This window comes from Sporosarcina ureilytica (assembly GCF_001753205.1).
Lineage (GTDB): Bacteria > Bacillota > Bacilli > Bacillales_A > Planococcaceae > Sporosarcina > Sporosarcina ureilytica.
This window is the reverse complement of sequence record NZ_CP017560.1, coordinates 399,641-419,209: the sequence shown is the minus strand read 5'-3', so window position 1 is coordinate 419,209 and position 19,569 is coordinate 399,641. Positions and strand designations below refer to the sequence as shown.

20 protein-coding genes and 2 other annotated features are annotated in these 19,569 nt (G+C 41.5%); all 20 genes read right to left on the bottom strand.

Annotated features, from left to right (window positions below; translation table 11 throughout):
* Window positions 1–92: 92 nt before the first annotated feature.
* Window positions 93–3,632, bottom strand: coding sequence for a DNA-directed RNA polymerase subunit beta (gene rpoB, locus BI350_RS02060; protein WP_075526616.1), 3,540 nt, complete (start codon window positions 3,630–3,632; stop codon window positions 93–95).
* A gap of 226 nt (window positions 3,633–3,858) precedes the next feature.
* Window positions 3,859–4,461 (bottom strand): class I SAM-dependent methyltransferase, encoded by a 603-nt coding sequence (locus tag BI350_RS02055; protein WP_075526615.1) that lies wholly within the window; start codon window positions 4,459–4,461, stop codon window positions 3,859–3,861.
* A gap of 192 nt (window positions 4,462–4,653) precedes the next feature.
* Window positions 4,654–5,019, bottom strand: a complete 366-nt coding sequence (gene rplL, locus BI350_RS02050) for a 50S ribosomal protein L7/L12 (RefSeq protein WP_075526614.1) — start codon at window positions 5,017–5,019, stop codon at window positions 4,654–4,656.
* Window positions 5,020–5,166: 147 nt separating this feature from the next.
* Window positions 5,167–5,670: a 50S ribosomal protein L10 gene (rplJ, locus tag BI350_RS02045; protein WP_075526613.1), complete on the bottom strand. Its 504-nt coding sequence runs from the start codon at window positions 5,668–5,670 to the stop codon at window positions 5,167–5,169.
* A 34-nt stretch (window positions 5,671–5,704) separates the two neighbouring features.
* Window positions 5,705–5,854 (bottom strand) — a sequence feature (ribosomal protein L10 leader region).
* Between the two features lie 51 nt (window positions 5,855–5,905).
* Complete coding sequence (gene rplA, locus BI350_RS02040; RefSeq protein ID WP_075526612.1) at window positions 5,906–6,604, bottom strand: 50S ribosomal protein L1; 699 nt, start codon at window positions 6,602–6,604, stop codon at window positions 5,906–5,908.
* A gap of 115 nt (window positions 6,605–6,719) precedes the next feature.
* Entirely contained in the window at window positions 6,720–7,145 is a 426-nt protein-coding gene (gene rplK / locus BI350_RS02035) for a 50S ribosomal protein L11 (RefSeq protein WP_075526611.1), read from the bottom strand.
* Between the two features lie 172 nt (window positions 7,146–7,317).
* Window positions 7,318–7,851 carry a transcription termination/antitermination protein NusG gene (nusG, locus tag BI350_RS02030; protein ID WP_075529194.1) on the bottom strand — a complete coding sequence of 178 codons (534 nt, stop codon included), beginning with the start codon at window positions 7,849–7,851 and terminating at the stop codon, window positions 7,318–7,320.
* 220 nt (window positions 7,852–8,071) lie between these two features.
* Complete coding sequence (secE, locus tag BI350_RS02025; protein WP_075526610.1) at window positions 8,072–8,257, bottom strand: preprotein translocase subunit SecE; 186 nt, start codon at window positions 8,255–8,257, stop codon at window positions 8,072–8,074.
* Window positions 8,258–8,399: 142 nt separating this feature from the next.
* On the bottom strand, window positions 8,400–8,549 hold the full coding sequence (gene rpmG / locus BI350_RS16575; protein ID WP_082294935.1) for a 50S ribosomal protein L33: 150 nt from the start codon (window positions 8,547–8,549) through the stop codon (window positions 8,400–8,402).
* Window positions 8,550–8,700: 151 nt separating this feature from the next.
* A complete protein-coding gene (gene sigH, locus BI350_RS02020) occupies window positions 8,701–9,333 on the bottom strand; it encodes an RNA polymerase sporulation sigma factor SigH (protein WP_075529193.1) in 633 nt (210 codons plus the stop codon).
* A gap of 87 nt (window positions 9,334–9,420) precedes the next feature.
* A complete protein-coding gene (locus BI350_RS02015) occupies window positions 9,421–9,939 on the bottom strand; it encodes an NYN domain-containing protein (protein WP_075526609.1) in 519 nt (172 codons plus the stop codon).
* Window positions 9,936–10,694 carry a 23S rRNA (guanosine(2251)-2'-O)-methyltransferase RlmB gene (rlmB, locus tag BI350_RS02010; protein WP_075526608.1) on the bottom strand — a complete coding sequence of 253 codons (759 nt, stop codon included), beginning with the start codon at window positions 10,692–10,694 and terminating at the stop codon, window positions 9,936–9,938. The genes BI350_RS02015 and rlmB overlap by 4 nt, the downstream gene beginning before the upstream one ends.
* Window positions 10,694–11,113: a Mini-ribonuclease 3 gene (locus BI350_RS02005; RefSeq protein ID WP_075526607.1), complete on the bottom strand. Its 420-nt coding sequence runs from the start codon at window positions 11,111–11,113 to the stop codon at window positions 10,694–10,696. Before BI350_RS02005 ends, rlmB begins: the two co-directional genes overlap by 1 nt.
* Window positions 11,114–11,117: 4 nt before the next feature.
* A complete protein-coding gene (gene cysS, locus BI350_RS02000; protein ID WP_075526606.1) occupies window positions 11,118–12,518 on the bottom strand; it encodes a cysteine--tRNA ligase in 1,401 nt (466 codons plus the stop codon).
* Window positions 12,515–13,177 (bottom strand): serine O-acetyltransferase, encoded by a 663-nt coding sequence (gene cysE / locus BI350_RS01995; RefSeq protein ID WP_075526605.1) that lies wholly within the window; start codon window positions 13,175–13,177, stop codon window positions 12,515–12,517. Before cysE ends, cysS begins: the two co-directional genes overlap by 4 nt.
* 116 nt (window positions 13,178–13,293) lie before the next feature.
* Window positions 13,294–13,527, bottom strand: a binding site (T-box leader).
* A 225-nt stretch (window positions 13,528–13,752) separates the two neighbouring features.
* Window positions 13,753–15,213 (bottom strand): glutamate--tRNA ligase, encoded by a 1,461-nt coding sequence (gltX, locus tag BI350_RS01990; RefSeq protein ID WP_075526604.1) that lies wholly within the window; start codon window positions 15,211–15,213, stop codon window positions 13,753–13,755.
* A 490-nt stretch (window positions 15,214–15,703) separates the two neighbouring features.
* The gene (gene ispF, locus BI350_RS01985) at window positions 15,704–16,180 is read right to left on the bottom strand and encodes a 2-C-methyl-D-erythritol 2,4-cyclodiphosphate synthase (protein ID WP_075526603.1); all 477 of its coding nucleotides are present in this window, start codon (window positions 16,178–16,180) and stop codon (window positions 15,704–15,706) included.
* Window positions 16,177–16,872, bottom strand: coding sequence for a 2-C-methyl-D-erythritol 4-phosphate cytidylyltransferase (gene ispD, locus BI350_RS01980; protein WP_075526602.1), 696 nt, complete (start codon window positions 16,870–16,872; stop codon window positions 16,177–16,179). The genes ispF and ispD overlap by 4 nt, the downstream gene beginning before the upstream one ends.
* A 38-nt stretch (window positions 16,873–16,910) precedes the next feature.
* A complete protein-coding gene (locus BI350_RS01975) occupies window positions 16,911–18,017 on the bottom strand; it encodes a PIN/TRAM domain-containing protein (protein WP_075526601.1) in 1,107 nt (368 codons plus the stop codon).
* 133 nt (window positions 18,018–18,150) lie between these two features.
* On the bottom strand, window positions 18,151–19,524 hold the full coding sequence (gene radA / locus BI350_RS01970) for a DNA repair protein RadA (protein WP_075526600.1): 1,374 nt from the start codon (window positions 19,522–19,524) through the stop codon (window positions 18,151–18,153).
* Window positions 19,525–19,569: the final 45 nt, after the last annotated feature.

Sequence of the window (19,569 nt, the reverse complement as noted above, 5' to 3'; positions counted from 1 at the left end):
CCCTTTAGTCTAATCGCTGGCAACTGGATTTTTTAAGTAAGGAGAAAGCAGTCACTTTCTCCTTACTTCAAGTATGATTCAAAATTAATAACTTAGGATTGTTGCTCGGCCTTCATAAGGTTTAGAGCATCTGTTGGTTGCGTGTCATCGTCTTCATCTAAATCACGTAACTCAATTTCTTCGTAGTTATCTGTCAACATTTTTACATCAAGTCCTAAACTTTGAAGTTCTTTAATTAGAACTTTAAATGATTCAGGAACACCTGGTTGTGGAACACTTTCCCCTTTAACAATCGCTTCGTAAGTCTTCACACGTCCAACGACGTCATCTGACTTAACAGTTAAGATTTCTTGTAAAGTATAAGCAGCTCCATAAGCTTCAAGCGCCCAAACTTCCATCTCACCGAAACGCTGTCCACCGAATTGGGCTTTACCACCAAGTGGCTGTTGCGTAACGAGTGAATATGGTCCAGTTGAACGTGCGTGAAGTTTATCGTCAACCATATGATCAAGTTTAATTAAATACATAACGCCGACAGATACACGGTTATCAAACGGTTCACCTGAACGTCCGTCGTATAAAATCGTTTTACCGTCACGGTCCATTCCGGCTTCTTCCATCGTATCCCAAACATCTTCTTCATTTGCACCGTCAAAGACTGGTGAAGCCATATGGACTCCAAGTGCACGTGATGCCATACCAAGGTGCATTTCAAGCACTTGTCCGATGTTCATTCGCGAAGGAACACCTAATGGATTTAACATGACGTCGATTGGCGTACCATCTGGAAGATATGGCATATCTTCTTCAGGAAGGATCCGTGAAATAACACCTTTGTTACCGTGTCTACCTGCCATTTTATCTCCGACAGAAATTTTACGTTTTTGAACGATATAAACACGTACAAGTTGGTTTACACCTGGTGGTAATTCATCGCCATCTTCACGGTTAAACACTTTCACGTCGAGGACAATACCGCCCGCTCCGTGTGGTACACGCAATGATGTATCGCGAACTTCACGTGCTTTCTCACCAAAGATTGCATGCAGAAGACGTTCTTCAGCTGTTAATTCAGTAACCCCTTTAGGTGTTACTTTCCCAACGAGGATGTCTCCATCGCGAACTTCTGCACCAATGCGGATGATTCCGCGGTCATCTAAATGACGCAGTGCTTCCTCACCAACGTTTGGAATGTCGCGTGTAATTTCTTCAGGTCCAAGCTTTGTATCTCTCGCCTCAGACTCATACTCTTCTATATGAACAGAAGTATAATCGTCGTCTTTTACGAGACGTTCACTCATAATAATCGCGTCTTCATAGTTGTACCCTTCCCATGTCATAAACGCTGTTAAAACGTTTCGACCGAGTGCGAGTTCACCTTGTTCCATCGACGGTCCGTCAGCTAGGATGTCATTCGGTTCTACACGATCCCCTACGCTTACAATTGGTCGTTGATGGTAACAAGTTCCGTGGTTAGAACGGATAAAGTTTTCTAAACGGTGAATCGTTAAATCACCTTGTACTTCTTTGCCGTCAACCGTTTCGATACGACGAACACGAATTTCTTTCGCTTCTACATGTTCAACAATTCCTGTATGTGACGCAAGCACCGCAGCCCCAGAATCTCTTGCAGCAACATGTTCCATTCCAGTTCCTACTAGTGGTGACCTAGGTTCTAATAGTGGAACGGCTTGTCGTTGCATGTTTGCTCCCATGAGCGCACGGTTCGAGTCATCGTTCTCCAAGAAAGGAATACAAGCTGTCGCAGCAGAAACAACCTGCTTCGGCGAAACATCCATGTAGTCAATCTGGTCACGTTTAAATACAGTGTTGTCACCTTGGAAACGTCCGACAACTTCCTCTTCCGCAAAAGATCCATCTTCATTTAACACAGCATTTGCCTGTGCAACAATGTAATTATCTTCAATGTCTGCAGTTAAGTAATCAATTTGGTCTGTTACGCGTCCAGTTTCAGGGTCTACCTTTCTATACGGCGTTTCGATAAAACCAAATTTATTCACTTTAGCAAATGTTGAAAGGGAGTTAATCAATCCAATGTTCGGTCCCTCAGGTGTTTCAATCGGACACATACGACCGTAGTGGGAATAGTGAACGTCACGTACTTCCATTCCAGCACGTTCACGCGTTAATCCACCAGGTCCAAGTGCAGATAAACGACGCTTATGCGTTAATTCTGCAAGCGGATTTGTTTGGTCCATGAATTGAGATAGCTGGGAACTTCCAAAGAACTCTTTTATGGATGCGATAACCGGACGGATGTTAATCAATTGTTGTGGCACAATAGAAGCTGTATCGTTAATTGACATACGCTCTTTAACGACACGTTCCATACGGGATAACCCAATACGGAATTGATTTTGGAGAAGTTCTCCGACGGAACGTAGACGACGGTTTCCTAAGTGGTCAATGTCATCTGTGTGCCCTACACCGTGTAATAAGTTAAAGAAATAACTGACAGACGCAATGATATCTGCAGGTGTAACGTTCTTCACTTCATTTTCAACGTTCGCATTTGAGATTACATTAATCACTTGCGGTTCCTCAGAATTCGGCTTAGGTGCATAAATTTTAATCGTTTGAATTGTTGTTGGCTCTTCAATAACGCCTTCTATATGTTCAAACTCCTGGAATCCTACTCCTTGTTCAAGGTAAGGTGCTAATCGATCTAGTGCACGACGATCAATAAGTTCGCCTTTCTCAAGAAGAATTTCACCTGTTTCCGGGTTCACAAGCGTTTCCGCTAATGTTTGATTGAACAACCGGTTTTTGACGTCAAGTTTTTTATTTAATTTGTAACGTCCTACATCCGCTAAGTCATATCTTTTCGGATCGAAAAAGCGGGAATACAATAGACTTCTTGCGCTATCAAGCGTCGGCGGTTCACCTGGGCGAAGACGCTCATAAATTTCAAGCATCGCCTTTTCGGAAGTTTCGGTATTATCTCTTTCAAGCGTATTACGTAAATACTCGTTATCTCCGATTAAACCAATAATCTCCTCGTCTGACGAGAAGCCTAACGCTCTAAGAAGAACTGTAATGGGCAACTTACGCGTACGGTCGATTCTTACGTGAAGAACATCTCTTGCGTCAATTTCATACTCAAGCCATGCGCCACGATTTGGAATCACTGTTGCAGCAAAACCACGCTTCCCATTTTTGTCAATTTTATCGTTATAATAAACACTTGGGGAACGGACAAGCTGTGAAACAATAACTCTTTCCGCACCGTTAATAACGAACGTACCGTTATCTGTCATGAGTGGGAAGTCACCCATGAATACGTCTTGCTCCTTCACTTCTTCAGTTTCCTTATTATGAAGTCTAACTTTAACTCGAAGTGGCGCTGCATAAGTTACATCGCGCTCTTTCGATTCATCGACAGGATATTTTGGTTCCTCAAGATGATAATCGACAAATTCTAACGAGAGATTTCCCGTGAAATCTTCAATCGGGGAAATATCATGAAACATTTCCCGTAACCCTTCCTCTAAGAACCACTTGTATGATTCCGTCTGGATTTCGATTAGATTTGGAAGTTCGAGCACTTCACTAATTCGCGCAAAGCTTCTGCGTTGACGGTGTTGACCGTATTGAACTAAATGACCTGTCAACTCTTTCACCCCTCATAAGCAATAATAATCCTTTTCAAAATAGAAAAAACAATGTATGATGACGTAAGGCAAAAAGAAAATGAGTTCTAACAGAGCTCATTTTCGGTTCGATAGCCTTTTACCATCATCTAAATGCCATTTGTGATACAAAATTCATGCAAAAGGGCATACGATTGCATGATATTATTTAATCATCTTTTAACGCTACCACAAAACTAACCAACAGTCAATTTTTTATAGCCTTTAAAATAAAGTAACCTTTTCGCTTCGCAACGGCCGTAACGTTTCCAAAAGTTTCTTCTAGCTTTTTGGCAGATGACGGTGCCCCCTGCTTCTTCTGGATAACAACCCATAACTCTCCGCCAGGCTTCAGTTTAGAAAACGAACTTTCGTAAAAAGCAAAGACTGTTTCTTTTCCAGCTCTAATAGGTGGATTCGTTAAGATTACCGCAAAGTCCGACTCTTTCACAGCCAATAATGCATCACTCGAATAAACGTCGACGTTTTCCAAAAGATTTTCCGCAGCATTCTCCTTACTAAGCGCAATTGCTCTTTCATTCACATCTACCATCTGAATTTGTCGTTCCGGATAGCTAGCTGCAATCGTTAAGCCGATTGGCCCATAACCACAACCAACATCAAGAACATCACCACTCACCTCAGGCATCACAAATGACTCAAGCAGGAGTCGTGAACCAAAATCTACGCCCCCTTTACTAAATACACCCGCATCGGTTGTAAATCGTAAAGTTTTGCCGCGTAATTCCGCAGAAAGAGTTTGACGTTGACTTTTTACTTTCGGATCTCTTGTATAATAGTGCTCAGACATCGGGCTTACCCCTTCTTTCCAACGTTATCCATAACTTCATGAAGATAAACGTAACATCATGAAATATTTTGTCTTATTTTTAAAAGTAAACCTGATATAGACAGGCCTTCTCTTTCCATAATCATGAACGTTGTAAAAATAATGAAGAAAAGCCCGTCTGACCGACGAGCTTTTCTTCACTATTCATTAAAATTACTTAAGTTCTACAGTTGCGCCTGCTTCTTCAAGTTTAGTCTTGATTTCTTCTGCTTCTTCTTTAGCAGCGCCTTCTTTAATTGGTTTTGGAGCGTCGTCTACAAGACCTTTAGCTTCTTTCAAGCCAAGACCTGTAATTTCACGAACTGCTTTGATAACCTGGATTTTCTTGTCTCCAGCTGATGCTAGGATTACGTCGAATTCAGTTTGTTCTGCAGCAGCTTCACCGCCAGCAGCACCGCCAGCAACTGCAACAGGTGCAGCAGCAGTTACGCCGAATTCTTCTTCAATTGCTTTTACTAAGTCGTTTAATTCAAGAACTGTCATTTCTTTAACAGCTTCTAAGATTTGTTCTGTAGTCATTATGATTTCCTCCTAAATGTTTTTTACCTATTTTGATAGGTCAAATTATGCAAGTGATATATTCACTAAGTTTTTTCGTCCAAATCACCTGACTAAGCAGGTAATTGTACTTGTTCAAATTCCCTGACTAGGCAGGTAATCGTTCTATTAAGCGCCTTCTTGCTCTTCTTTTTGATCTGCAACAGCTTTTGTCGCAAGTGCGAAGTTGCGCATTGGTGCTTGTAGAACGCTGAGAAGCATAGATAGTAGGCCTTCGCGTGATGGAAGTGTCGCCAACGCTTTAATCTCTTCTGCGCTTGCAACTTCTCCTTCAATAACACCAGCTTTAATTTCGAGCGCTTCATTTGCCTTTGCGAATTCGTGAAGGATTTTTGCAGGTGCTATAACATCATCTTCAGAAAACGCAATTGCGTTTGGTCCTGTTAAATGTTCGTTTAGCCCTTCAAAGCCAACCTCTTCAGCAGCACGGCGTGACATTGAGTTTTTATAAACTTTAAAATCAACACCTTGTTCACGAAGGTTTTTACGAAGCTCTGTGACTTGACTTACGTTTAAGCCACGGTAGTCAACCACTACGACAGTTGCTGCTGATTTCATCTTCTCAGAGATTTCAGTTACAACCGCTTGTTTTGCTTCTAATACTTTGCTCATCTGGACACCTCCTAGATTATTTTTCAAGTTACTTATACCGATATAAAAAGCCCTCGGGCTATCATAATAGACACGAGGGCAGTAAAAGTCATCTTCTTTAATTAAGAATAGATCTTCTTGTCCTCGGCAGGATCATTAAGTGGCGTGCCACTCCTGCGGTCTACGGTACAAATACTTATATAATTTACAACGCTGATTATCTTACCATGAGACAACCAGATTGTCAAGTTCTTTTTTATTTTACAGTTACGCCAGTAGCGTCAATTTTCAAAGCAGGACCCATTGTTGTAGTTACGTGTACAGAACGCATATACGTTCCTTTCGCAGCTGCCGGGCGTGCTTTTTCAATTGCATCGAAAACTGCTAAGAAGTTCTCTTCTAGCTTATCATCTTCGAATGAAACTTTTCCAATTGGCGCATGTACGATACCCGCTTTGTCAGCACGGTACTCAACTTTACCAGCTTTGATTTCTTCAACAGCTTTTGCAACATCAAATGTTACAGTACCTGTTCTTGGGTTTGGCATAAGGCCTTTTGGTCCAAGGATACGACCAATTTTACCAACTTCACCCATCATATCTGGTGTTGCAACGATAACGTCAAATTCAAACCAACCTTGTTGGATTTTGTTAATGAAGTCTGCATCGCCAACGTAGTCTGCACCCGCTGCTTCCGCTTCTTTAAGTTTTTCACCTTTAGCAAAAACTAGAACACGCTGAGTTTTACCAGTACCGTTCGGTAGAACAACCGCTCCACGTACTTGCTCATCGTTTTTCTTAACATCAATGCCAAGACGGAATGCAACTTCTACTGTTGCGTCAAAATTCGTTGTGCTTGTTTTCTTCGCAAGTTCGATAGCTTCTTTTACGTCGTACAATTTTGTATTGTCTACAAGCTTGATTGCTTCTGTAAACTTTTTACCTCTTTTAGCCATTTTAAATTTCCTCCTATGTTGTGGTATTAACGGATAATGAACCTCCCACGAATAAAGGCTGCGTGTCCCGGAGAACAACCGCAACCTAAATAACATGAAACTCTATTTCAAGGAATCAGTCTTCGATCGTGATTCCCATACTGCGTGCAGTACCTTCAACCATTGCCATCGCCGCTTCAACTGATGCTGCGTTTAAGTCTGGCATCTTTTGTTCTGCAATTTCGCGAACTTTGTCGCGTTTCACAGTTGCAACCTTCGTTTTGTTTGGTTCACCTGAACCTTTTTGAAGATTTGCAGCAACCTTCAGCAATACTGCTGCCGGTGGAGTTTTTGTAATAAATGTAAATGAACGATCTTCAAATACAGTGATTTCAACAGGAATGATTAAACCTGCTTGGTCTGCTGTACGTGCGTTGAATTCTTTACAGAATCCCATGATGTTCACACCTGCTTGTCCAAGCGCTGGTCCAACTGGTGGAGCCGGGTTCGCTTTTCCCGCAGGAATTTGTAGTTTTACAATCGTAGAAACTTTTTTAGCCACGAGACACACCTCCTTAAGTCCGTGATGTGGTAATTGGGTTGCCCCTCCCACTCAAATATGTGTCTGCCGATTTTCATCGGTAGAATCAATCATCTTATCTCACGCTATCAATTGATAGCCTGACCTTTGAAATGATAACATTCTTTCATCACATATGCAAGTAGCAGAGCAATTATATTTTTTGTATTTGATCAAAATCTAGTTCCATCTTTGTTTCACGGCCGAACATGTCTACCGTAACTTTAACTTTTTGCTTCGACATATCGATTTCTTCGACCTTCCCTTGGAAATCAGCAAATGGCCCTTCAAGCACTTGAACGACTTCACCAATTTCAATATCGAGCTCAGCCATTTTATCTTTGACACCCATTTGCTTCAGAATGAAGTCAACTTCCTCTTCCAACAGCGGTGTTGGCTTTGTTCCTCCACCAGATGAACCAATGAAACCAGTCACCCCTGGCGTATTACGGACAACATACCAAGAATCGTCTGTCATAATCGTCTCAACAAGCACGTATCCCGGGAATGTTTTTTTCATCACCGTACGTTTTTTACCGTCTTTAAAATCTGTTTCTTCCTCTTCCGGAACGATAACGCGAAAGATCTTATCTTGCATGCCCATTGTTTCAACACGCGCTTCAAGGTTTGCCTTTACTTTGTTCTCATAACCTGAATACGTATGAACAACGTACCAATTTTTCTCCATTTCCATATATATAAGGACCTTACGTCCGTCCCTCCTTTCACCACGAAAAATTCATAAGCGCAGAGCGCCCGATGCTAGATGCAGAATCTCTAGCGTAGTACTTACCCATAGTTCGAGATTTTATAGTTTCCCAAAGAATTAAAAAACCCGTTCATACTATCGGACGGGCTATTTCTAAGGAATTCATTCGTTCTATTTATTATTATATTATACGTTAACTTTAAAAACTAACGTACCAATCCATCAATTTTGAAATCCCGAGATCGGTGATACCAAAATAAACAGCCATGAAAATGACCGTCACAAGAACAACAATTGTATAACGTGTCAATTCTTTACGTTTTGGCCAACTTACTTTTCTCATTTCCGAAACGACTTGCTTTAAGAAACTACTTATCTTCCCCATGTGTATCGTAACCCTCCGAAATAAGATGTATTACTATAATCATACGCCTATGATTAAGCGATTTTTTCCACTTTGTTCATCTCAGAAATAACTCCCCTGCTTCTACCGCTATAGGCGGTACAATGAACATTGTCGAATCAAATTAAACAGTTTGCCTATGCAAGGTATGTGCATTACAATGTTTGCAAAACTTTTTAATCGTTAGGCGTTTTGTGGAATGATTCTTCTGTGCTGGAACGGAATAGTTACGTGTTCCGCAATCATCACAACATAAAGTTATTTTTTTAGACAATTCTATCACCTTATTAGGTCCATTAATCTTGCTAAAGAGTATCACCTTACAAGAAGCATGTCAACATTATTAGGGATTTTCCACCCACGCCATTATACTTCCGCACCCCTATTCTAAATTTTAACGCAATTCTCTTGGGACGCGCACAATCTCACTTAACTGTATCGACTTCCAAATAAAGCTCTAGTTTCCTCTTAATTCGTTGAAGCGCATTGTCAACAGACTTTACTGGACGATTTAAAGTTACAGAGATTTCTTGATAGGTTTGTCCATCCAAATAAAGCGCCAACACTTGTCTTTCTAACTGGCTTAATACTTTTTGCATCTTTATTTCCATATGATCAAAATCTTCCTTATGAATCATTAAATCTTCTGGATCTTCAAGAGGGGGACCTGCAAGCATGTCCAGCAATGTACGTTCAGACTCCTCAGTATAAACAGGTCGATCTAGAGATATTGAAGAATTAAGTGGAATATGCTTTTGTCTTGTCGCTGTTTTAATTGCTGTAATAATTTGGCGCGTAATACACAATTCCGCAAATCCTTTAAAAGAACTTAATCTATCTGGTTTATAATCACGTATCGCTTTATATAAACCAATCATCCCTTCTTGTACGATATCCTCTCGGTCCCCACCGATTAAAAAATACGAACGACCTTTTAACCAAACAAAAGACCGGTATTTAGTAATTAAAAAATCAAGCGCATCCGCATTACCCTCGTGAATAATCGCAACGATGTCTTCATCAGACAACGTAGTGAAATCTAACACTTTACTATTCATACATGTTTTTTCCACCAACAGGATCACCCCCGATTCGTCATAGACCTCTTCTCAGTATAGCGCATTATTTTTTTTGACGTCAACCAATTATCGGATTCCACGTCTCCATTTTTCAAATATTTCTTTAACTTCGTCTGAAAGCGGTATCTTCAAGGTCGGTTGTTGACTCTCAAAATCTTTCACTTTGCCAGAAATAGAAGTTAAAATGTTTTTCATTTCAATTTCAAGCTCGCGCGCCGACTTTCGGAGTGCACCTTGCGCAAAAATAATCCACTGCTCCGTAAAGTCAGAAGTCGCGACATGAATCTGAATACGCCGATGCAATAGTTCTGAAACAAGTTTTTCAATCCGCTCATCGGCTGTTTCATTTTCTCTCGTGAATAATACTTCCACATCATGTTTCTTTAACTTACTTTCAATTCCGCGCATTAAATAAGCATCAAAGACAACGATCACCCGCCACCCTGTATACGCTTTGTACTCAGCCATCCGTTCAATTAACAAATTTCTTGCTTCTTCCAACTGCCTGTCCTTTAATTGGCGCAACTCCGCCCATGCGCCAATTATATTGTAGCCATCTACAATAAGGACATTTTTCTTTTTCATTTCTCGTCGTTGAGAGGTCGTCGCTTACGCAGCACCTCGTACATTAAAAGTGAGGCTGCAACAGAAGCGTTTAAAGAAGTGACTTCGCCTAGCATGGGTAGGTGGTAAAGGAAATCACATTTTTCTTTTAATATACGCGACATTCCCTTTCCTTCACTCCCGATAATAATCGCTAGCGGAAGTGTTGCATCCATTGTTCGATAGTCAGAAGACCCCAACGCATCGGTTCCTGCTATCCAAACCCCTCGCTCTTTCAATTGCTCAACCGTTTGAGAAAGATTATTCACACGCACGACAGGAATATACTCAATCGCACCGGTAGAAGCCTTTGCAACAACCGCTGTTAATCCGACAGAACGACGCCTTGGAATAATCACACCATGTACGCCAGCTGCATCAGCTGTCCTTAAGATCGAACCGAGATTATGCGGGTCTTCTAATTCATCTAAAATTAACAGAAGTGGGTCTTCTTGACGTTTCGCCGCTAATTCAAAAACATCTTCCAGCTCTGCATAGTCATAAGCGGCTACCGAAGCGATAATCCCTTGATGATTACTGTCTAGCATGCCGTCAAGTTTCTGTTTAGGGACATATTGAACGATAATCTTTGCACTTCTGGCAAGTGATAGGATTTCACCAATACTTTTCTTATTAATCCCTTCCGCAACCCAAATTTTATTCAGTTCGCGACCTGAACGTAATGCTTCAACGACTGGATTTTTACCGCCTAGCAATTCTGAGTCATTTGTTGCCATCAAGATTCATCCTCCTCTGGTTTTTCAATAATACGAATCGATTCAAGTATAAACTGCTCTACTCTATTCTTATCTTCAAGCAAGTAAAGATAACCGAGTACCGCCTCGAAACCGGAACTATTTTTATACGTCCCCACGTCTGTATTTTTCGGTGTCGAACCGGGCTTTGCATTTCGACCACGCTTCATCACCATTTGTTCTTCTTCAGTTAAAAACTCTTCCGTTAGCATTGTTTGCAAAATAGCGGCTTGTGATTTCGCCGACACATAACGTGTTGCTTCTCTATGCAACACGTTAGGTCGGACACGTCCGGAACGTAATAAATGCTCTCGAATCGCCTGTTCATAAACTGCATCGCCCATATACGCTAAGGCGAGCGCATTCAATTGCTTTACGTCTACATTTCGTAATACGTACATTTTGTTACCCTCGTTTCCAGCGAGTTCCTTGCGCTGTATCTTCAAGGAGAATGCCTTTTTCTTTCAACTCATCTCGAATTTCATCAGACCTTGCAAAATTACGATTGCGTCGCGCTTCTAATCGCTCTTCAATTAATTTTTCAATATCTTCATCAAGTAAATCTTCTTCGTTGTCCATCGGGATGCCGAGGACATCCAATAACGATTCAAACGTTGCCAAAAACTTCTCTAGAACGTCTTTCGCTGTGTTTTTCTCTAATAAATAGACGTTTGCTAATCTAACAAGTTCGAAAATCGCTGCAATGCCATTCGCTGTGTTGAAATCATCATCCATCGCTGTAATAAAATCATCCTGGCAAGCGTCTATTTTATGCAACCAAACATCGGATTGGTCACCCAGATTTGCAGAAGAACCTAAACGATACGCTACGTTTTTATATGCCGTTAATATTCTCTCCAAACCGGCTTCAGCCTGCGTCACAAGCTCTTCCGAAAAATTAACCGGGTGTCTATAATGCACAGAAAGAATGAAGAAACGGAGCACTTTCGGGTCTACTTGCTTTCGGATTTCATTTACAAGAACAAAGTTATCAAGTGACTTGGACATTTTTTCATTATCAATATTAATATAACCATTATGCATCCAGTATTTAGCAAACGGCTTTCCCGTCATTGCTTCCGACTGCGCAATTTCATTCTCATGGTGTGGGAACATTAAATCTTGCCCACCAGCGTGAATATCCATCGTATCCCCGAGATGTTCGCGTGCCATTACCGAACATTCAATATGCCACCCTGGACGCCCAGCACCCCACGGACTATCCCATGAAACCTCATTTTCTTTCGCTGCTTTCCATAAAACAAAATCAAGTGGATCTTCTTTTTTCTCGCCTGCTTCAATACGCGCGCCAACAATTAACTCATCTGTCGACTGGCTCGATAATTTTCCGTAGCCGTCAAATTTGTTCGTACGATAATACACATCCCCTTGAGATTCGTACGCAAACCCTTTATCAATCAGCACTTGAATAAAGTTTACGATATCTTCAATATGATCCGTTACACGCGGATGAACATCTGCCTTATTGCATCCAAGTGCCGTCACATCTTCAAAATAAGCATTGATAAAACGCTCCGTTAATTCACTTACATCTTCTCCAAGCTCATTCGCAGCCGCGATGATTTTATCATCGATATCCGTAAAGTTTGAGACAAATTTCACATCATACCCTCTGTATTCCAGGTATCTTCGCACCGTGTCAAAAACGATCACTGGACGCGCGTTCCCGATATGAATGTAGTTGTAGACCGTCGGACCACAAACATACATCGAAACCTTGCCTTCTTCTTGAGGGATGAAAGGCTCCTTTTTTCTCGTTAATGTATTGTATAACTGAATGCTCATACAGCATCCCCTTTCTTATTCGTTATTTGTTCAAGCTGTTTTATTCGCGCTTCCAGTCGCTTCATTTCTTCTTCCATCGTCTCGCATCTTTCCGTGATTGGGTCAGGTAAATCTTGATGGTCAAGTTTATCCTGTACTTTAACACCATTTGAAATGACGACTTTGCCCGGAATACCGACAACCGTTGAAGATGGCGGTACATCTTTTAACACGACTGAGCCTGCACCTACTTTGCTGCCTTCACCAATTGTAATCGAGCCAAGCACTTTCGCACCCGTCGCAATCAGTACGTTATCATGGATAGTCGGGTGCCTCTTCCCCTTTTCTTTCCCAGTACCTCCGAGTGTGACGCCTTGGTAAATGGTTACATCATCCCCAATCTCACACGTCTCCCCAATTACAATCCCCATGCCATGGTCAATAAATAATCTTCGGCCAATCTTCGCACCTGGATGAATTTCAATCCCCGTGAAAAAACGACTAATTTGCGACACACTTCTGGCTAAAAAAAGTAAATTCTTTTTAAATAAAGCATGCGCAACACGATGCGCCCAAACCGCATGTAAACCAGAATAAGTTAACACAACTTCGAATGTGCTCCGGGCGGCTGGATCTTGGTCAAAAATACACTTAATATCTTCTTTCATTCTACGAAACATTTTACGTCCCCCTTAACGCCTTTTTTTCAAAAACCTCTAAGGAATACCTACTAAAAACGAAGTTAATAAAAAACGATCTACTCCTAGAAAAATAAAAATACGCCCCTGTCAAAAATGACAGAGACGCAATTAATCACGTGGTTCCACTCCGCTTGAAAGGCATACTACTGCCTTTCCGCTTAATACGCCTCATAACGTTGGCGACACGTCCGACCTACTCCAACAAAATGTTTCGGTCAGGCTCTCAAAGGGGCATTTCCACACTGCATTGTACCTAGACCACTTCCAGCCGATGGTGATCCTCTCTGACAGGCATGCAAATATGTACTTATCCTTTTCTGCGATTTCTCTATTACATATCATTGTCAATCAGTTTAGTCAATTTCATAATCCAATCTTTTCGCTGCGCCGATACAATAAAGGCAATTATGAAATTGCCTCTGTTGAGTTAAACCGTTCTCAACTATATATTGTATCAGCTTAGCGGTTTTAGGAAATTATGAAATTGACTCAGTTAAATTACCTTTAAGCTTACACGTTCTTCTCAAAACGTGCAAATCCCAGGTACCTTGATTTTATGATTGCGCATACTCCGTTACACGAGCAAGGGCATTTTCTTTTCCAACTAACGCGATGGCAGCTGGTAATTCTGGACCGCTCGTCTCACCAGTTGTGACGACACGAATCGGCATAAATAAGTTACGTCCTTTTTGTCCTGTTTCTTTTTGAACCGCTTGAATCGCTGATTTTACCGAAGCCGCATCAAATGTTTCTAACGCTTCAAATTGCGCTTTCAAAGCAGCCATCACTTCAGGCACTTGTTCTCCCGCAAGGACTTTCTGTGCTGCTTCATCATATTCAATCGCATCTTTAAAGAACTGGGCTGTTAATTCCACAATTTCTGCACCATAACTTAACTGCTCATGGTATAAAGCAATTAAATCATGCGCCCACTGACGTTGTTCGTCCGTTAATTCCATCGGTAATGCGCCTGCTTTTTGCAAGTGTGGCAATGCCAACTCAATGACTTGCTCCGTAGATAATTTTTTAACGTATTGGTTATTCATCCACGTCAATTTGTCTTTATCGAATACAGCCGGCGATTTTGATAAACGGTCCGCATCGAAAATCGAAACGAGTTCTTCGATTGAGAAGATTTCCTCTTCCCCTTCAGGCGACCAACCAAGTAATACGATGAAGTTGAATAGCGCTTCTGGTAAATAACCTAGTTCTTCATATTGTTCGATAAACTGAATAATTGACTCATCACGTTTACTTAATTTACGGCGACTTTCATTCACAATCAACGTCATATGTCCAAAAGTCGGCGCTTCCCATCCAAATGCTTCATAAATCATTTGCTGTCTTGGTGTGTTTGAAATATGGTCATCACCACGAAGGACATGTGTGATTTCCATGTAGTGATCATCGACAGCAACTGCGAAGTTATAAGTCGGTACGCCGTCTTTTTTCACAATGACAAAGTCACCAATCCCGTCAGATTCAAATGAAACATTGTCTTTGACAAGGTCTTTAAAGGTATAGACTTTGCCTTTTGGTACTGCAAAACGAACGCTTGGTTCGCGGCCTTCCGCTGCAAGTGCTTCTTGCTCTTCAGCAGTTAAATGGCGACACTTTCCACTGTAACGGGGCATTTCATTGTTCGCTGATTGGGCTTCACGCTCTGCCTCAAGTTCTTCTGCCGTACAGTAACATTTATATGCCAGTTCTTTTTCTAATAGCTCATCGTACAATTTTTTATATAGATCGTTACGTTCTGATTGGCGGTAAGGTCCATATTCTCCGCCAACATCGATGCTCTCATCCCAGTCAAGACCAAGCCACTTCAAGTAAGTGAGTTGTGATTCTTCTCCGCCTTCGATATTTCGGCTTGCATCTGTATCTTCAATTCGAATAATAAATTTACCGCCTTGATTGCGGGCAAATAAATAGTTAAATAAAGCTGTCCGTGCATTTCCGATATGTAAATGTCCTGTTGGACTTGGTGCATAGCGCACGCGAACTTCTTTCGTCATAGTAAATCCTCCTAATTTTCGTCCGTATATCTTGAACTATCTTATCATATGTTGATTTTTGATTGAAATAAATGGGTTGGAGTCAATTTCGTAAATGTTAGACTCCAAGCAATCATTGATTTCCGTTCCGGGTGGACGCTTTCCGCGGGGCGCGGGTGAGCCAATCGCAAAACGAAGATTGCGATTTGCCGTATTTCTGCGGTTTTGGCAGAAATTAAGGCATCCTGTTGGATATACCTGCTCCCAAACGCTTCGCTTTTCGGTCGCAAAAGCCGTTCTTCGTTACGGCTTTCGCTACAATCCCGCAGGAGTCGCCCCCCTCCACTCCAATCAATGTAGATACCTTTAAAATGAATCATTCAATTGAAATCATTAATTAGCATTCGCATAAGTAACCCACTAAACTCCAAGGGTAGCCTTTATTCCAACCACACCTTCACTAGTCAACATGAATTTTTTGCAGTATAAACATCTGTTCAACATACTTAACTTACTGCTTCGTCAACAAAATCGTTGCCATTGCGGCAATTCCTTCTTCACGTCCTGTGAATCCTAGCTTCTCGGAAGTTGTTGCCTTCACGTTCACCTGGGAAATATCTGCTTTCAGCAATTCCGCAACGCGTGCTTGAATGGCTTCGATATGCGGGGACATTTTTGGTCTTTCTGCAATGACCGTACAATCAATATTGCCCAACTGGTAGCCTCGCTCATTCACGAGTTGCCAAATTTTTTCTAATAAAACAGCAGAGTCTGCGTCTTTAAATGCCTCGTCCGTATCTGGAAAGTGGCGACCGATGTCTCCCTCGCCAATCGCACCGAGTGCTGCGTCTGTAATTGTATGAAGCAATACATCCGCATCGGAATGTCCAGCTAATCCACGCTCATGTGGGATTGTGATGCCGCCAATAATTAATGGACGACCTTCCTCGAATTTGTGCACGTCGAAACCTTGTCCAACTCGAATCATGTGTTCTCCTCCTGTTGCACTCTCTTTAACAGTATTTCGCCAATGGCCAAATCTTCTTGTGTTGTCATTTTCACATTATCATACGTGCCTTCCACAACACGGACAGGATGCCCCGTACGTTCTACGAGCATCGATTCGTCTGTTCCGAGAAAGTGATCTGCTATCGCTTTATCTGAAGCTTTTTTCAAGATTTCATACTGGAAAGCTTGGGGTGTTTGGACAATCCAAAGATAGTCCCGATTGACTGTCTCTTCTACAATTCCTGCGGGTGCTAGTTTCATCGTATCTTTTGCCTTTACACCCGTGATGGCTGCCCCATGCGCCGCCGCTTCTTGCACTAAAGAATGGATGACTGCGCGTCGGATAAAAGGACGTGCTGCGTCATGAACAAGCACGATCCCATCCTCCAAATACGCCTCAAGACAGGCCGCCACGCTATATTGGCGTTCCGTTCCACCTTCGACGATAGCTTGCACTTTTGAGATATCAAACTGTTTTAGATAAGCCTCGATTTCTTGTTTCTCTTCATTTTTAACAGCTAAAATAATACCCGCACAAAAAGGATCTGCTTCAAACACCTTTAATGTATGGATAAATATCGGCTTTTCACCAAGTGTTAAAAAAAGTTTATTAAAACCTGCGCCCATTCGCTGTCCACTACCAGCGGCTGGTATCATCACTGTATATTTCAACGACCATCTTCCTTTACCTAACAAAAACTAATCTACCATTAATTCGCTTTTGCCGCTCTCCCATTTCTAGGCTTAGCGAAAATCATACGACCTGCGGATGTTTGCAGCACACTCGTAACCACTACGTCAATTGCATTGCCAATGTGCGTTTTCCCATCTTCTACAACAATCATTGTACCGTCATCTAAATAAGCGACGCCTTGATTATGCTCTTTTCCATCCTTAATGACGACGACATGCATTTCTTCACCTGGAATTACGACTGGTTTAACCGCGTTCGCCAAATCATTAATGTTCAAAACAGCAACACCATGTAATGCGGCAACTTTATTTAAATTAAAATCATTCGTGACAACGAGTCCTCCCATATCTTTTGCCAAGTAAACAAGCTTCAAATCCACTTCAGCTACGTCAGCAAAATCAACATCGGTAATTAAAATACCTGGTCCGCCATCTGTTTGCAGTGCTTTCAGTACATCTAAGCCCCTTCTACCTTTCGTTCTTTTTAAAGTATCTGAGGAATCCGCGATATGTTGAAGTTCTGTTAAAATGAATTGCGGCACAACAAGTATTCCTTCGAGAAATCCCGTAGCAGAAATATCCGCAATACGACCATCAATAATGACACTCGTATCTAGTATTTTATAAACTGTATCACGCGTTTTTCTCGCTTGCGTCTCTTCAGCGTCTTTTTTCTTCGGACTATGTGTCCGAATAGACTGCATTGCATGTATAATTTCTTCGCGTTGTTTGAAACCGACTTGAAAACCGAGGTAACCAAGAATTAAAAATAAAACGGTAGGTAAAACAGAAGAAATAACTGGGATTTCAATACTCCCAAGCCAAAAACTCACTAAAAAAGCGACACTTAACCCAATAATAAGACCAATCGTTCCAAATAGTAAATCAAAAATTGGCGCGCCTAACAATCGTTCTTCCATCCATTTAATGAAATTAACGACAGGTGTTGTAAGAAAAATATTCAAGAGAAAAAATAATAACCCACCCGAAATTGCAGCTACATATGGGTTGTTAATAAGCGGATTGGATGAAAACGAAAATAAATTAAATAATTGCGGTAAAAATAATACGCCAAGCGTACCTCCAATAAGTAAAAAGGATAGCTGAACGACTCTTCTTAACATGTAATTCACCTCCTTCTCGTAATAATTATACATGTATTCCCTTAAAACAGCTTTCAATAACATACTTGGCCACTAAAACCTAAATGAGTTAAATGATGTTGCAAAGTCGGCAATACCTCCCTTGCAACATAGGTTATTGTGAAAATCCAACTTTTAACGCATCACTAACTGTTTCAACACCGATCACTTGAATTCCTTTCGGATAATCCCAACCTCCCAAATTGGAAGACGGAATAATTGCACGCTCAAATCCAAGTTTAGCTGCCTCTTGAACACGTTGTTCGATTCTAGAGACACGGCGCACTTCTCCCGTTAGACCGACTTCTCCAATAAAGCAATCTGATAATCCAGCCGCAGCATCTCGATAACTAGAGACGATACTCACTAGGACGGCTAAGTCGATGGCAGGTTCGTCTAATTTCACACCACCGGCAACTTTAATATAAGCATCTTGTGCTTGTAACAACATGCCCATTCGTTTTTCAAGAACAGCCATCAATAGAGAAACCCGGTTTTGATCCAATCCTGTCGCCATACGCTTTGGATAGTTAAAACTTGAAGGCGTTACAAGTGCTTGAATTTCTACGAGAATAGGCCTCGTACCTTCCATAGATGCGACGACGGTTGAACCGGCACCACCTTGTGAACGCTCCCTTAAAAACAACTCGGATGGATTTAAGACTTCCTTTAGGCCCGATTGTAACATTTCAAAAATAGCGATCTCATTCGTTGAACCAAACCTATTTTTCACACTACGTAAAATACGGTATGTATGATGACGTTCCCCTTCAAAGTACAAAACGGTATCTACCATATGTTCTAAAATACGCGGCCCAGCAATCTGTCCATCTTTTGTTACGTGACCCACTAAGAATATTGCAATGTTTTTGGTTTTCGCGATACGCATTAATTCCGCCGTACATTCCCGTACCTGTGTAATGCTCCCTGGCGCAGACTTTACTTCGGGATGATGGATAGTTTGTATGGAATCCACAATCACAAAAGCAGGGTTGATTTCATCTATTGTATGATGAATTCGCTCTAAATCTGTTTCCGCATAAATATATAATTCATCTGAAAGAACCCCAAGCCTTTCCGCACGAAGTTTTGTTTGCCGAATGGATTCTTCACCAGATATATATAAAACACGATGGTTTTGGTTTGCTAGAAGCGAGGAAACTTGAAGGAGCAAAGTGGACTTTCCAATCCCGGGGTCACCTGCAGTTAACAATAGTGAACCTGGCACAATCCCACCGCCAAGTACTCGGTTTAACTCTCCTAATTCTGTTTCAACACGTGGTTCCTCAATCGTCTCAACCTGACTAATCGGCACTGCTTTTTGTTGAACTTCATCCGTATGCTGAAAAGCACCACGTGGACCTTTCCGAACAACCTCCACTTCTTCGTTCATCGTATTCCATTCCCCACACCCTGGGCAACGTCCCATCCACCTGAGAGACTCATACCCACAATCTTTACACATAAATTTTGTTTTTCTCTTTGACATACTTTCCTCCATAGATGAAAAAGACAGTCCATTTCACTAATTTTC